General features: G+C 29.6%; 13 protein-coding genes. 1 reads left to right on the forward strand and 12 read right to left on the reverse strand.

Annotated features, from left to right (window positions below; all coding sequences use genetic code 11):
- The first annotated feature begins 248 nt into the window (after nt 1–248).
- Nucleotides 249–1,067, forward strand: coding sequence for a hypothetical protein (locus tag CLOBL_RS23585; RefSeq protein WP_077861255.1), 819 nt, complete (start codon nt 249–251; stop codon nt 1,065–1,067).
- Nucleotides 1,068–1,338: 271 nt separating this feature from the next.
- On the opposite strand, the gene CLOBL_RS23590 is transcribed toward CLOBL_RS23585, so the two are convergent.
- From CLOBL_RS23590 to CLOBL_RS23640, 12 genes are all read right to left on the reverse strand, one after another.
- A complete protein-coding gene (locus CLOBL_RS23590; protein WP_077861256.1) occupies nt 1,339–2,184 on the reverse strand; it encodes an SDR family oxidoreductase in 846 nt (281 codons plus the stop codon).
- A gap of 210 nt (nt 2,185–2,394) precedes the next feature.
- Nucleotides 2,395–3,336 carry an AraC family transcriptional regulator gene (locus tag CLOBL_RS23595; RefSeq protein WP_077861257.1) on the reverse strand — a complete coding sequence of 314 codons (942 nt, stop codon included), beginning with the start codon at nt 3,334–3,336 and terminating at the stop codon, nt 2,395–2,397.
- 696 nt (nt 3,337–4,032) lie between these two features.
- Nucleotides 4,033–4,197, reverse strand: a complete 165-nt coding sequence (locus CLOBL_RS23600; protein WP_009171260.1) for an aspartyl-phosphate phosphatase Spo0E family protein — start codon at nt 4,195–4,197, stop codon at nt 4,033–4,035.
- A gap of 223 nt (nt 4,198–4,420) precedes the next feature.
- Entirely contained in the window at nt 4,421–4,582 is a 162-nt protein-coding gene (locus tag CLOBL_RS28220) for a hypothetical protein (RefSeq protein WP_179117823.1), read from the reverse strand.
- A gap of 110 nt (nt 4,583–4,692) precedes the next feature.
- A complete protein-coding gene (locus CLOBL_RS23605; protein ID WP_077861258.1) occupies nt 4,693–5,976 on the reverse strand; it encodes a helix-turn-helix transcriptional regulator in 1,284 nt (427 codons plus the stop codon).
- Between the two features lie 547 nt (nt 5,977–6,523).
- Complete coding sequence (locus tag CLOBL_RS23610; protein ID WP_077861259.1) at nt 6,524–8,191, reverse strand: alpha-glucosidase; 1,668 nt, start codon at nt 8,189–8,191, stop codon at nt 6,524–6,526.
- Between the two features lie 51 nt (nt 8,192–8,242).
- Entirely contained in the window at nt 8,243–9,883 is a 1,641-nt protein-coding gene (locus tag CLOBL_RS23615) for an alpha-glucosidase (protein ID WP_077861260.1), read from the reverse strand.
- 37 nt (nt 9,884–9,920) lie between these two features.
- Nucleotides 9,921–10,745, reverse strand: coding sequence for a carbohydrate ABC transporter permease (locus tag CLOBL_RS23620; RefSeq protein WP_077861261.1), 825 nt, complete (start codon nt 10,743–10,745; stop codon nt 9,921–9,923).
- Nucleotides 10,742–11,605, reverse strand: coding sequence for a sugar ABC transporter permease (locus tag CLOBL_RS23625; RefSeq protein WP_077861262.1), 864 nt, complete (start codon nt 11,603–11,605; stop codon nt 10,742–10,744). Before CLOBL_RS23625 ends, CLOBL_RS23620 begins: the two co-directional genes overlap by 4 nt.
- 144 nt (nt 11,606–11,749) lie before the next feature.
- Nucleotides 11,750–13,000: an extracellular solute-binding protein gene (locus tag CLOBL_RS23630; RefSeq protein WP_077861263.1), complete on the reverse strand. Its 1,251-nt coding sequence runs from the start codon at nt 12,998–13,000 to the stop codon at nt 11,750–11,752.
- Nucleotides 13,001–13,264: 264 nt separating this feature from the next.
- A complete protein-coding gene (locus tag CLOBL_RS23635; protein ID WP_077861264.1) occupies nt 13,265–14,284 on the reverse strand; it encodes a LacI family DNA-binding transcriptional regulator in 1,020 nt (339 codons plus the stop codon).
- A gap of 141 nt (nt 14,285–14,425) precedes the next feature.
- On the reverse strand, nt 14,426–15,649 hold the full coding sequence (locus CLOBL_RS23640; protein WP_009171269.1) for an MFS transporter: 1,224 nt from the start codon (nt 15,647–15,649) through the stop codon (nt 14,426–14,428).
- Nucleotides 15,650–15,755: the final 106 nt, after the last annotated feature.

Genomic DNA, 15,755 nt, shown 5'->3' on the forward strand with positions numbered 1-15,755 from the left:
GTATGCTTGCCTATTTTGTGTCATACTGCGTCAGCAAATTTTACTAATAGACCCGATTCTAAACTTATGTTTCCCTTACAGTATTAAATAATTCATCTTTTAAGACAGAAGGCTATCCGCTAAGGCCAAATAAAATAAATTTAGTTATAAAAATAAAGTTTTTGAGCAGTATAACGAAGTATTTTGGCATATTTAAAAATCTCCGCTAATAAAATTTACAAAAGCTATGTATTTATGGAGGTTATCAAATGTTAGAAAGCATAAAAAGAGCATTAGAAAGTGCTCTTAGCAAAGGAATATATGATTTAATTAACTATTTATTCTTCTTTGTACTTGGTGGACTATCTGGTCTGGCAACCCATTCAATTTCTCTTAATAACAAATATTTGATACCTTATGCAGTAATAATTGCTATTACTTCTGCTGCTACAGTTACTTTGCTAGCTTTAGTAATATATAAAAAGTTCAGCCCTATTCATAATTTTTATTTAGATACGGATTTTGATTATATCTTTCTGGAAAAGAAGCTCACATATGAATATAATAATCCTGAGGACATAACTTATACAAAGAAATATAAAATCATCTTACGTAAAGGTACTGATAGATTTCATGATAAATATAATTGGACTGGTGATAATACTCCTATTATCACCAGCTCAGATTCAAATCATAAAATTTTTTTAACAACGAGAAGGGATTCCTATCAACAATTTGAAGTCTATTTTGGCAAAAAGTTTAAAAAAGGTGAAATCATTAATCTAACCCTTATCTTTAAATTAAATGATAAAGAAATGAAAGCCACCCCTTCTTTTTCAACAACAATAGTTGAACCTACAAAAAAACTTACATTAACACTTAAAATCAATAAAGAATATAGAACCTCTTCTGTGATTTACGAAAAGTTTCCTTCTACAGACAGCCGCTTAGCATTAGAAACCAAAAACTATAGTTTTCCAGATAATAGCGAAATTGAAGTGATAGTTGATAATCCTAAAATGTTATTAGTTTATTCATTAAATTGGGAGAATCCAAGATCTGAAAATAAGGCAGATGAAAATAAATAACGAGTCCAAAATAGCCTTGCAAGTGGATTTGTTATTTATTTGATAGTGCCTAAATAAATTCCTGTTATAAGTCACAACATATTTGGTAATACTATATTATGAACAAAGGTCTATTTTAAATCTAATGTAAGCAAGGGTGGAATTTTATGCATGATTAATAATTTTATGAGTAAAAGGAATAACCAATTTATGGTTACTCCTTTTTTTATTTTTCATGAATTAAAATCCTGTAATAATTTTTACTTTTTTCTGTCTAGTTTTAATTTTCAAATCACTTGTTAAAATAATGCCCCTGTTCTATATCCTCAATTAAACCTAAGTTCTCAGGTTCCCATCCTAAAAGTTCACTTGTTTGTGCACTGCTTTTTGGCATTACACTTGGAATATCGAGAGAAGCTAAAATTCCAAGGAAACCAAAATGTGCCTCTGCCTCTTCACGCGAAATGCTAACTATCGGCAAGTTTAATTTTTTACCTATGGCCTCTGCGATATCGCGAAATGGTACTCCTTCTTCAGCTCGCCCAATAAGAGTTGAACCTGCAGGCGCTTTTTCTAATGCAAGTCTATAAAGTTTAGCTGCATCAAATCTATGTATAGCCGGCCAACGATTAGCTCCATCTCCCACGTAGGCAGAGACACCCTTTGCCCTAGCAATATCGATTAGTCTAGGTATGAAGGCGTGCTTATCACCTTCACCATGAACTGATGGTGATAGGCTTACAACAGATGCCCTAACTCCTTTACTTGCCAAATTCAATGTTGCATTATCAGACGCTGCCCCATTAGCATGAGCAGTAGTTATAAATGGTTTTCCAGTACCTTCAAGTACCTCTCCTATTGCCTCTATTACTTTTAAATCAATAGCAAGTGAACCTGCAAAATCTGAAAAATCATGTCTAAATGCCAAGTGAATCACACCATCTGCAATTAAAGCACCTTTACGAATACTTTCAATATCTTCAAGTGAACCTAAATGTGCTTCTGCTCCAACTTTCTCAAGCATCTCAGCACCATTGTCTGAACGGGTAAGGCCAATAACTTTATGTCCAGCATTAATTAATTCTTGTACAACTGCAGAACCTATATATCCAGTTGCTCCTGTAACAAAAATACGCATATTAAACTCCTCCTTAAACCTTAAGAAATACTAGTTTACATAGAATTTGAAGATATTTAAATAATACCATCTTTTCAGTTAACTATAAGTTTAGTATACCCTAAGTTTTTTATAAAAATTGCCTATTCATTTTTAATTCTTGCTTAATTCTCCAATATTAAAATTTTACGCTTCATTGCTGATATCTGTATCTCTCTTTGGCGATTTCTATTATTGTGCTAATTGACGCAGCTTTGCAATATCTCTCTTAGGAGGATTTCCAAAGTAACTGCTATAATCCCGATTAAATTGAGAATCACTTAAATACCCTACCAACTGGCTGGCAGTTGCTGCATTTATATTCTTTGATAACATAAGATGCCTTGCTTCATGAAGACGCAATACTTTTTGATATTGAAGCGGACTCATGGACGTTACTGCTTTAAAGTGTTCATGAAAGGAAGATATGCTCATATGTACTAGCTCTGCTAAGTCCGAAACCTTCATTGTTTGTGCAAAGTTCTCCCGCAGCCAATTAATTGCTTTTGTAACCTGCTGTACGTCTGAATTTCCTAACCCTATTTCAGCAACATGAACTCCAATAGGACTACGCAAAAGCCGTATTAAAATCTCATCTAAGATTAATGGCGCAATAAACTCTGCATCACTAGGTTTTTGCAGGCATTCAAGCATTCTCCTCATTGCATTTATAATATTTACATCTGTTTTAGTTACATAACTTGCACTCCACTTATGAACAGAAGGTAATCCTTGAGGATACACTTTCATTACTAGTTCTGCAATTCTCTTAGAATCCAAATCCAACCGTATTCCAAGGGATGGTTTAGAGTCACTGGCTTCTGTGGTTCTAAGAGATACTGGCAAAGCAATTGGTATGAAATGCATCTGTTTATAATCGCACTGATAAATCTCTTTACCTGCCATAATTGTTTTTGCGCCTTGTGCAATAATTCCAATAGAAGGCATGTAGAAATTTTTCATAATATCTACATCAATTTTAGAATCTCGTCCAACATATATTCCTGGTATATTCAAACTAAAGCCGCCATCATGAGGAGCATAAATACCAATTAGCTGTGATAACTTTTCCATTTCATCTTTAAGTGCTTTTTCATTATTCATTGACATTAAATAATTATTTGTCGTTACCATTATTAAAATAAGTCCTTTCTAGTAGTTACCATTATTAAAATAAATCCTTTTTATATGTATATTTTATAAGAAATTCTTCAAAAATTTAAGCTTAATTTCTTCATATACTTAATAATATTTGATATGCAAAAAGGAATTGCTTAAGACTCGCAATTCCAATTTATTCATTATTCGTTATTTAAATTATTATACACTAAAAATCAACATTAATATATTGTTTCTTATTTTTTTAACCTGGCAGAATTCAAAAATTTTATTTTTTCATTTATTGCATTATTTTATTTTGGGCTTACTCCATTCTATAGGTACATTTGCTATACACATACATTCAGATTTAGTATTCTTAAAAATGCAGTTTTCACAACTATCTTCATGACTTTCACAATATTTAACTAACAATTTATATATAATTATTGCTAATATATTTTTCATATTTAATATCCATTCCTTTCACTTCGTTCATCATACAAAACTCAATGAAATGACATCGTTTCGTAACTTTGAACAAATTATTCTATATTATTATCTTTATCTCTCTTTTTCATATATACACCTTACCTTATATAGCTGAATTATGATACTTACTACAACCTTACATAAAATATTAAATGTAATTCATTTGCCATTAAACGTATTATTATTACGTCTGTTTCTTCAGATATTGTTATTTTAATTTTCTTTTTATTTATTTCAAAATTAGACTTCTATTTTTATCATCATGTTTATATATGTATCTAAATTTTGACTGGCTGTTACTACTTCTTTAGAACTCAATCCATATATTTCAATAGTCTTATGCAATTCTGTCCTAGTTCTTTCCATAACTTGATTAAGCTCAGAAATAGCTTCATTATTTTTCAATTCTAACTCCCCCATTTCCTTTATATATAATAGTGTAAAATAATTATAGATAATTTTAATACTATCTCTGTTTATTTATTTTAAATGCTTAATGCTTGAATAAATTATATTGCTGTATCTAATATTTGTAAAATAATAAAAAATCAAGTAAACCTGGATAGATTTACTTGATTTTTTCATACTTCTTTTAATTATTTTTCTGTTTTTTAATCTCTAATTATTTTTACTCTGGATCACATGTAAGAATATGAATTCCTGTAAATTGGTTTACAATAGATATTGACTTAGTATTAGTATTATTTACATTTGCTGGCTTTGTTGAAGCAAATGCAGTAGTAGATAATAGCATTGTTGCTGCTATTACTGCTATAATAACTTTTTTCATAAAATCACCTCCTTAAAAAGTAAAGGTTCATCTACAATTTCTGCCTTTACAATGTAGAATAATAATGAAATTTGCGATTATTTTTTCTTTTTTTTACTTTTTCAATAAATTTATTTAAGTTTATTAATTAATTTATTATTAAAATAGATGCTTTTTTCATCATTTCTATATCTGTAATACTTTATTAACTCAGCATAAATCAGATTACAATCTATATTTAACTCTTTTGCTTTTTCTACTATTAATGTTATATTTTTTTCATCTTCTCTTTCCATATAAAGTAAAATCAATTCATTTATTATGTTCTGAATTAATTTTGATTTCTCTCTGTCACTTCTTTCACATATTTCTAAAGCTTGTAAAAGATATACTTCAACATCTTCATTAATATATTTAAGTGTCTTTGCGGCAATATAAAGCGCATCATTAAGGTATGATTTTTTTTCATTATCTATTAAATATATCAGAGCATCCTTTATATATTTTGCTGCATCTTTATATCTTTTTTTATTAAAATATAACTCTGATAAATTTCTATAGGCCAGTCCTATAAAATCCCTATCGTTAACATCCAATATTTCAAAATATTCCTTTTCAGCCTCTTCAAATTGATTTTCCTCATTTAAGCAATTAGCATATACCATTTTTATTTTTAACAACATCTTTTGATTCTTTATTTCAAATTTCTTTAGCTTTTTAAAATATTTTAAAGCAGTATCATATTGACCTAGCTTTTTATATGCTAATGCCTTTTGATAAAATATCATTATGGAAAGTTCATCATTAGATATACTATTATTTAATTCTTCTGCAAATTCCAATTGCTGCAATGCTTGAAGATACTTATCACTAAATATGTTATTTCTAGATTTATATACATATAAATTAGCTTCTTCTTCAATATTCTTTATATCAATGCATATTTTCAATCCAACATCACACATTATGTCACTTGTAGAATATTTATGTTTGTAATAGTAAAAATTAGCTGCTAATCTATATAATTCTATTTTATTCTTCTCTGCAATATTATAATTTTTTATCATCTCTTCTGCTTTAAGAAACTTTGATTCAAATAAATCTATTGTTTCAGTTTTTTTTAATTCATTTATGACATCGTTAAAGATATCGTTTGCCTGTTCATTTTCATCCTTCATTAAAAAATCTGCATTAATCAATTTAATATCTATTCCTCTTTTTTCTTTTGCAGCCTCATTAAATTTCTTAGAAATTGCATTTGCTAAACTAGCAGATATCTTTTGTTTTCCATTTTCAATTAAACTTATGTTATTTTTTGAACAAATATCTTTTGATAACTCTTCCTGGGTTATGTGAAGTATTTTTCTTATTCTCTTTAATTTTTCACCAGGTGCAACGATCTCATTATCAAACATTTAGTTTCCCCTTTCTACATCTAATAGAGAAACTAAATCAAAAGAATCTTCGACATGCTATGTACTAAAATTCAATTTATGTTATACAAACTTTTATAACTAGAATTTAATTATCGTCAAGCATTAATTTTTAGCTCTCTTCTATCTGTAATATCATAACGTTTTAATTATTAAATAATTTATTTTTCTCGTAAAAATAAATTCCCTACTTTATATTACTAAAGATTCATTAAGAACAAAATGCTCTTTTATTCTATTTTTTAGACGTTTTATTCTGCCGTTTAATGAATAAAAATGTCTTTTAAATTCTTCTTAACTTTTAATTTATATAATAAAATATAAATATTTAATATATCCGACATCTTCTATTCTTGCTTATTAAAGCATAATTTAAGGATAGACTCTATCTTAATACATATGTTGCAATTAAAAATTTACAGTGCACGATTAGTAATTGCTGTGCATTGCCAATTGCAATATATATAAATAGTCTATCCTTATTATACTACAATATTTTATTATTTTGCCTATATTTACCTTAAATAATTTATACTATTTCCAAAACAACTACTTGATATGACTTTAATATTATCTTTCCATCCTTTTGATTTATTTCTTTATAGTTATTAAGCAACACTTTTCTACATACTTCAGCTAACTCAATTTCTTGCTCTTCATGTTGATAATTTGCAAGTAACATTAATTTTTTATCTGAGCCTTCTCTATAGAAAGCAATTAAATTATCATGATTTTCTAATGCAGGTTTAAATTTTCCGTATACAATTGTATCTTTAAATTCCTCAGATTTTCTTAAAGCTATAAGCTCCTTATAAAAATTAAATATGGAATTTTCATCTTCAAGCTGCGCTTTTGCATTAATTTCTTTATAGTTTTTATTAACCTTAAGCCAAGGCTCTCCAGTTGTAAAGCCTGCATTTTCACTATCATCCCAATGAAATGGAGTTCTAGCATTATCTCTACTAAAGGTGTTTATAATTTTTAGTGCTTCTTCTTTACTATATCCTTTTTCAATTGCTACATTATATTGATCTATTGTTGCAATATCATTGAATTCTTCTATAGATCTAAATTTATTATTTGTCATTCCAAGTTCTTGCCCTTGATAAATAAATGGTATTCCTCTCAGCATTAAAGATATTGCTCCAAGCATTTTCTTACTTGTATCATTTAAATCTTTTTCTTCAATGTATCTGCTTACTCCTCGTGGTTCATCGTGATTTTCAATAATATTGGCCTTAAATCCTATATCCATAGTTTTTGCCTGGCTATAAAAAATAGCTTCTCTTATTTCATTTGGTGTAAACGCTTTATTGTCATACCAACCTTTTTTACTTTTTCCTAAAAGCTCAAGTTCAAAATCAAACATGGTAGAAAAATAGCCATCTTCTCCTATAAATTTATGTAGTTCTTCTTCTTTGCTGTTAAATACTTCTCCTACAGTAAAAGCATCAAATTTCTTAAAGGTCTCTTTCTTTAATTCACTTAATCTATCTCCAACATCGTCTACAGTTTCTAACATCTTCGTTATACTGCAAAGTCCATCCTCACTATCAGCAGGAAAATCTTGAAAGCTTAAATTCTTTTTTATATTGATAATGGCATCTATTCTAAAACCAGATAATCCTTTTTCAAGCCACCAGTTTATCATCTTATATATTTCATTTCTTAATTTAGGATTTTCCCAATTTAAATCCGGCTGTTCTTTTGCAAACGAATGAAGATAATATTTATTTGTGTCAGGTATCCTTTCCCATACACTTCCTCCAAAATAAGAACGCCAATTGCAAGGCGGTTTATTCACTTTTCCTTCACGAATATAGAAGTACTCTGCATACTCTCCTTCTGGATCTTCCAATGCTTTTTTAAACCATTCATGTTTATCTGAGCAGTGATTTATAACTAAATCCATTAATATATGCATATCTCTAGCTTTAGCCTGCTTTAGTAACTCCTCCATATCATCCATGGTACCAAATCTTGGATCAATGTTACGATAATCAGAAATGTCATAACCTTGATCTACCATTGGCGAGCAATATATTGGCGATAACCAAATTATATCTATTCCTAGCTCCTTTAAGTAATCAAGTTTACTTATAATTCCTCTTAAATCACCAATTCCATCACCATTAGAATCGCAGAAACTTTTTGGATATATCTGATATGCTACTTTGTCATGCCACCATTTTTTCATAATATAAAACCTCCTATAAAATTCTTTGCTTAATTTCTACAGTTTTATTTCTCATAATATCAACTTATAAATTCTAGCTTCATATGGTCTAAGCTCCATATTATCTATCGGATCATTTACATCTGCATAATAATTTGAAATTAAAAGCTCCTTAGCTTTAAATTCAAATTTCTTTTTAAGCATAAAAGTTGTCTTAGTTTCTTTAAAATTGCATATAACTAATAGCATCTCATTCTCTAAGGTTCTTGTATATGCAAATATTTCTTCACTTCCTTCTAAAATCAATTCATATTTTCCATAAACAACTACAGGATTAGATTTTCTAATTTTTATTAGCTTTTTATAATAATTGAATATAGAATTTTCATCTTCTAATTGTGATTTAGCATTTATTTCTTTGTAATTAGGATTTACTTTTATCCAAGGTTCTCCACTTGTAAAACCTGCATTTTCACTATAATCCCATTGCATTGGAGTACGGGCATTATCTCTGCCTTTCATATATATAGACATCATTATATCCTCATGTCTGTAACCGCGTTTCTTTCTTTCATTGTACATGTTTATAGTTTCTATATCTCTATAATCCTCTAAATTTTCAAATCTTATATTTGTCATACCAAGTTCCTCACCTTGATATATATATGGAGTTCCCTTCATTCCATGTAATAATGTTGCAAACATTTTAGCACTTTCTATTCTATATTCCTTATCATTTCCCCATCTTGAAACTACTCTTGGCACATCATGGTTGTTCCAAAATAGACTATTCCATCCTGTTCCTTCTAATTCAACTTGCCATTTAGATAATGTTTTCTTTAAATCTAATAATTCCAATGGCTTCAAATCCCATTTTTCTTTACCCTGCTGCTGATCCAATGAAATATGTTCAAATTGAAATATCATGCTAAGTTCACTTTCATTAGGATTAGAATATTGTTTAGCGACCTCTGGAGTACATCCCCAGGTTTCTCCAACAGTTAATAAATTCTTTCCTCCAAAAGTTTTCTTATTCATTTCTTTAATGTATTCATGCAGTTTAGGGCCATTCTCCTTTATCTTTTTATCTGGAATTTTACCTATAAGTTCGATAACATCCATTCTGAATCCGCCTATACCTTTATCAATCCAAAAATTCATCATATCATAAATTTTATTCCTCATTTCCGCATTTTCCCAATTTAAATCAGGCTGCTTTTTGCTAAACAAGTGCAAATAATATTGTCCTGAAACTTCATCATATTTCCACGCACTGCCGCTAAATGTTGACTTTAAATCATTAGGTTCCTCACCCTTTACCGGATCTCTCCATATGTAAAAATTCCTGTAAGGATTATCCTTTGATTTTTTAGCTTCAATAAACCACGTATGTTCATCCGAAGTATGATTAACAACCAAATCCATAAGAATTTTTATTCCTCTCTTTTTACCTTCTTTAATAAGCTCCTCCATATCTTTCATTGTTCCAAATTCATTCATTATATCTTCATAATCACTTATATCATACCCATTGTCATCATTAGGTGACTTATATACTGGCGATAGCCATATTACATCAATTCCTAACTCTTTTAGATAATCTAACTTATTTATAATTCCTCTTAAGTCTCCAATTCCATCTCCATTAGAATCATAAAAGCTCCTTGGATATATTTGATAAACTACACTTTCCTTCCACCACTTTTTCTCCACGATTTTTTCTCCTTTTCATTATTATTTATTTTTCTAATTACTTAACTGCTCCTGTTACAATTCCATTTCTTATCCATTTTTGTGCAAATATATATACTATAAATATTGGTAATAACGCTAATAAATACGATGCAAAAGCTAAATTATAATTTGTAGCAAATTGAGATTGGAATACATATTGAACTAAAGGCAATGTAGCCATCTCTGGCTTACCTAATATTACAAGTGGAAGCATAAAATCATTCCATGTCCACAAGCAAGTTGTAATCGCAACTGTAGCGTTAATAGGCTTTAATAAAGGAAAAATAATCTTCCAGAATACTTGAAATGTAGATGCTCCATCTATTGTTGCTGCTTCTTCAAGTGAAACTGGAATTGATTTAATATAACCGGAGTATAAGAATATATTAAAGGGCAATCCAAAGACAACATATAAGCATATTATTCCTATAATATTGTCCATGTTTAACATATTTACCTGCTTTACAAGAGGTAACATAATTATTGGAAATGGTACAAACATAGCACTTAAAAAATAATAGTAAAGAGCATTAAAAAACTTTTTCTTTCTATTTCTAGCTATAGCATATGACACTAAAGAATTTGAAAGTATAGTAAGAATTAATACAGAAATTGTTATTACTAAACTATTTTTTAAAGCAGAAAAGAAATTTGTCATTTCAATGGCATCTGTAAAATTTTCAAAACGAAATGATTTAGGAAAGGATAAAGCACTTGGCACCATATCTTGTGGTGATTTTATAGCTATTAATATTGTAAGATACAGTGGAAATATTATAGTTATTACCGCTCCTGCTATCATCAATATAGTTACTATCCAATTGTTCTTGTTTCTTTTCATAGTACCTTTTCCTCCCTCTTTTCAAGGACTCTAAGCTGGAATAATGATATTGCTACAATTACAATAAAGTAAATAACAGCATTTGCAGATTGATACGCGAAACTTCCTTGGTTAAATCCTCCATTATAAATGACATAGGATATTGATTGAGTAACAGTTCCTGGTCCTCCTTCTGTCATAGCTACAACCTGGTCAAATACCATTAAAAATCCTTTCATACACAAAACCATGTTTATAGTAAAGAAGGGGGCTATTAAGGGGAATGTTATACTTTTAAATCTTTGCCATGAGCCAGCACCGTCAATATCACAGGCTTCATAAACATCTGTATCAATTGTCTGAAGTCCGGATAAATATATAATTGTATTAAATGCTATAGATTGCCATGCTGCTACAAATACTATTCCAAGCCACGCAAGCTTTTCATCACCTAAAATATTTTTACTAAGTGCAGTGATATTCATCGTTTCTCCAATATTCGGGATCACATGCGCAAATACAAAATTAAATATAAATGCTACTATTAAAGTTCCTAGTATATTAGGAATAAAATATATAGACTTTAAAGTATTTTGAAATTTGATTTTTGAATTTAAACCTACGGCAATTAAAAGACTTAGTATATTCACGATAATTGTAGTAATAATTGCAAATTTGAAAGTAAAAATATAGGCATGCATTACATTGATATCTTGAAATACTGCAATGTAATTCTTCAAACCAACAAAATTCCAATTTCCATAACCTTTTGAATTAGTAAAACTATAGAATACACCTTCTAAGAGAGATAATGTATGAAATACAAAGAATAGCAAAACTGCCGGTATTGTCATAATATAAAAAGCTCTTTTCTTTTTCAAAATTTTCAGCCTCCTATTATTGTTCATAATTATAAATAATTATTCTTAAAATTCAGCATAGGCTGTCCTAAAATCAATTAATTGAAACATTAAGCATGAATTATAATTTTAAGACATTCCTATACTTTTTCTTTCTTCTCTTATTTATTGCTTACTATTTGCTTTATCATACTCAGTATCAAGTTGTTTTAAGAATTCAGCTTTATCTTTTTTACTATAAAACCCTTGAACTAAACTGGCTGCATCAAAGGAGCTTGGATAGTAGTGATCAGGGAAAGCACCAATTTTCCCATTTTTAAAGCTTTCTTGTACATCTGCTACACTCTCATCATCTTGTACCACATCTTTAACAGCTGAGAAGGCAAATTGATCTTTTATATATTTTTGAGCATTTTCTTTTTCAGTCATGAATTCTATGAATTTTTTTGCTTCATCAGAATGTTTTGACTTACTTGTTATTCCAAATAACACATCTATACCAGACACTATATTATTTTTAGATGAATCGTTACTTGCAGGTAATGGGAACATACCTATATTAATATTAGGATTTGCTTTTTTTATTTCACTAATAGCCCAGTTACCTTGTAAATACATTGCTGATTTACCTTGTGCAAAAGCTGCATTACCATCATTATAGGAAACTCCCAATATATCGTCTTGCCCAAGAGTTCCTATGGTCTCCATCTTGTCCACTATTTCTCCATGGGTAGCTTCAAAAGTTGTTTTCCCTGCTTTTTTATCAGCTAAAAAATTGTCAGGTTCCAAATCACTAGCTATAACATTCCAAAAACACATTCCAGTCCATGCATCCTTAAGTGTTAAATATAATGGTAGTTGACCGGAATCTTTAATTTTTTTAGACACCTGCATAAATTCATCCCATGTTTTAGGAATTTGTAATCCAAGCTTTGAAAATATATCCTTATTGTATAAAACACCATCAGCATTTGTTGCATATGGAACTCCATATATTTTTCCATTATCATTACTTGCTATGCCATGAAGCATATCTAAATATGGCTTTTGTATATTTTCAATAACGCTATTATTAGTAAGATCCTCAAGAGCATTTGCATCTACTAGCGCTCCATAGTTTACATCTGCACCTATAGCTACTAAATCAGGCATATCATTTTTTGCAAGTCTTGTTTTTAAAACAGTACCAGCATTTGCAGGTGAATTAATTGAAATTTCGATATTAGGATTTTTCTCTTGAAATTCACTTGCCAATGACTGCAATATTGTTTTGTTTTCTGGCTTGGTCGAAAATAATTCCAATTTTACTTTTCCATTTTCAGCAGTATCTGTTTTCCCTCCACATCCTGCTAACAATGAAAATCCAAGTATTGTACTAATAGAAATTGATACTAATAACTTTAATTTTTTATTCATTTCTCTTCCTCCTATTTTATAACTTTAAGTATACGATTACCTAAGTCTAATTGTTATATTAACTATATAATTTTCAGATATAACAATCTAAAATTTATAGTTTAATAGCTTTTTTCTTAAATTTAACTTAATCGTTTACGTTGAATTTAAAAATTATATCACAAGTCCTTAAACTAAAATTATAAACATAAACTTGTAATATATTTTTATGATTTTTTATCCTAATATTATTAATAAAATATCCTAGTCTCTTATGATAGCTTCTTATTCTATTTTTCTTACTGTTTCTCTTTCTATAATTTCAAAAGGCATTATTATACTTTCAACTTTTTCATTAGAAGAAATTCTTTTAATTAACATTTCAACAGATTTTTCTCCCATATTATATAAGGGCTGTGCTACTGTTGTTAAAGGCGGGTATGACATCTCAGCTATATTTGTATTATCATAGCCTATTATAGATATATCATATGGTACTTTGAGTCCTCTTTTATGTGCTACCGATAATGCACCAACTGCACAATCATCAGAAACTGCAAAAACTGCTGTGAATTTTTCATTGTCCTTAAAGAGTTCCTCCATACCTTCAACTCCATCCATAAAGCCAAACCCCTTCTTCTTAATGAGTTTATCATTTACAGAAATTTTATGATCTTTTAATGCTTGTAAAAATCCATTTAAACGTGGAGTTCCTGCTATAGGATCTTCACTAGGTCCTGCTATTATAGCTATTTCTTTGTGGCCATTTTCAATTAAATAACATGTTGCCGAGTAAGCCGCCTGATAATCATCAACCTTAACATATGGTAATGAATATCGATATGATAATGCCGAAACTAAAACAGTTGGAATGTTGGAGTCTATTATTTGTTTACACAAATTCTCTTCAGGTGGTATACTGCAGACAATTAGCCCATCTACTTGTCTTTCTGATAGTACCCTAAGATATTCTGACATCCTGTCCCAATTATCTCCGGCATTACAGATTATAACACTATAATTATTAACTTGTGCAAAATCTTCTATTCCATTTAAAATCTCTACATAATATGTAGTACTTATTTTAGGGCGTAACACTCCAATAGTACGAGTTTCTTTAATTTTTAGATTTCTTGCAATAGCATTTCTTTGGTATCCAAGCTCTTCCATAACTTTATTTACTTTCTTACGTGTTTCTTCAGAATATCCATCTAAATTATTTATAATTCTAGAAACTGTAGCTACAGAAACATTGGCTTGACGCGCGACATCTTTAATTGTTGGTCGAGTAATTTTAGTATCCATAGTATGTTCCTCTTTTCAGTAAACGTTTAAGTACATTTATTATATCATGCTAAAATTTACCTGTCTATATTTTTTATATTAAACAACCCATAAAAATCCAAATTTTGAATTTTCATGGGTTCTTCATATATATTTTATTATTTATACTTTTAATCCATGTGCCTTTATCTTATTATAGTCTGTATGCTTTATAATTGCTGACAAGACAAATAGAATTATGAGTGCGGCTATTAGAAATGCTGAAATCATTCCTACTACTCCGCTCCAGCCATATGAAGACCAAAATCTCCCCCCGGCAGTACCACCTATACTAGATCCAACATAGTAAAACAATAAATATAGCGACGATGACTGTGCTTTATCGTGGATTGATATTTTCCCTATCCAACTGCTGGCAATTGAATGGCTTGCAAAAAAACCAAAGGTTAAGGCTGCTATTCCTATAATTTTCAAAAATAAACTTCCATTTAAAGTTATGCATATACCAAGTAACATTATAAATAGTGAAACACACAAAATTTTATATTGTCCATATTTATCTGCCAAACGCCCCATAAATGTAGAGCTGAAAGTTCCTACAATATATATTACAAAAATAAAACTAACTAGAGTCTGACTTAAGTTATACGGAGGCTCAACTAATTGATAACCAATGTAGTTATATAATGATACAAAGCTTCCCATAATTAAAAATCCAATACAGTATAAACAAAGTAATTTAGGATTCTTTAAATGATTACCACTAGACTTTATAAGCTTTTTAATTTCAAAAGCTCTTGCTTCAAAGTGCCTTGATTTAGGCAACTTAGCCCAAAATAAAAAACTAGCCACAAGTCCAAGAAGGCCAATACAGCCTAAAGCCAATCTCCAGTTGAAGAAGTCAGTAATAACACCTATTATAATACGTCCACTCATTCCTCCAATAGAATTACCGCTTATATATAAACCCATTACCATTCCCAAACTTGATTTATCAACTTCTTCACTTATATAAGCCATAGCTATAGCCGGTAATCCAGCCAAAACAAATCCCTGCAGGCACCTTATAATAAGTAAGCTGCTGAAATTAGGAGCAAAAGCAGATAATACTGCAAGTATTGATGTGGCAAAAATAGAAAAGCACATAATTGGCTTACGTCCAAGTACCTCTGATATTGAGCCAAAAAGCAACATGCTTATTGCTAAAGTACAAGTAGTAACTGATAATGATAAACTTGCAACCGTAGGGGATATCCCAAATTCTTTAGATAAAAATGGCATAAGCGGCTGCGTACTATACATAATCGCAAAAGTATTAAAGCCACCAGCAAATAACGCCATACTAGTTAAGCGAAATTCTCTGGTGCCCTTTTCAATATAACTCATAATTATTCACTCCAAACTTTATCCTATGCTCATAAATATATAGATATCCAGCTTTAAAATTAAACTTATGTGGTAGCTTACCGAAATCACATACATTTTTATTCCA

It is taken from the genome of Clostridium sp. BL-8, from assembly GCF_002006495.1.
Lineage (GTDB): Bacteria > Bacillota > Clostridia > Clostridiales > Clostridiaceae > Clostridium.

Coding starts and splice junctions, on each gene's coding strand:
- CLOBL_RS23585 (WP_077861255.1), top strand. CDS start 249: ATGTTAGAAAGCATAAAAAGAGCATTAGAAAGTGCTCTTAGCAAAGGA.
- CLOBL_RS23590 (WP_077861256.1), bottom strand. CDS start 2,184: ATGCGTATTTTTGTTACAGGAGCAACTGGATATATAGGTTCTGCAGTT.
- CLOBL_RS23595 (WP_077861257.1), bottom strand. CDS start 3,336: ATGGTAACGACAAATAATTATTTAATGTCAATGAATAATGAAAAAGCA.
- CLOBL_RS28220 (WP_179117823.1), bottom strand. CDS start 4,582: ATGAAAAAAGTTATTATAGCAGTAATAGCAGCAACAATGCTATTATCT.
- CLOBL_RS23605 (WP_077861258.1), bottom strand. CDS start 5,976: ATGTTTGATAATGAGATCGTTGCACCTGGTGAAAAATTAAAGAGAATA.
- CLOBL_RS23610 (WP_077861259.1), bottom strand. CDS start 8,191: ATGAAAAAATGGTGGCATGACAAAGTAGCATATCAGATATATCCAAAA.
- CLOBL_RS23620 (WP_077861261.1), bottom strand. CDS start 10,745: ATGAAAAGAAACAAGAACAATTGGATAGTAACTATATTGATGATAGCA.
- CLOBL_RS23630 (WP_077861263.1), bottom strand. CDS start 13,000: ATGAATAAAAAATTAAAGTTATTAGTATCAATTTCTATTAGTACAATA.
- CLOBL_RS23635 (WP_077861264.1), bottom strand. CDS start 14,284: ATGGATACTAAAATTACTCGACCAACAATTAAAGATGTCGCGCGTCAA.
- CLOBL_RS23640 (WP_009171269.1), bottom strand. CDS start 15,649: ATGAGTTATATTGAAAAGGGCACCAGAGAATTTCGCTTAACTAGTATG.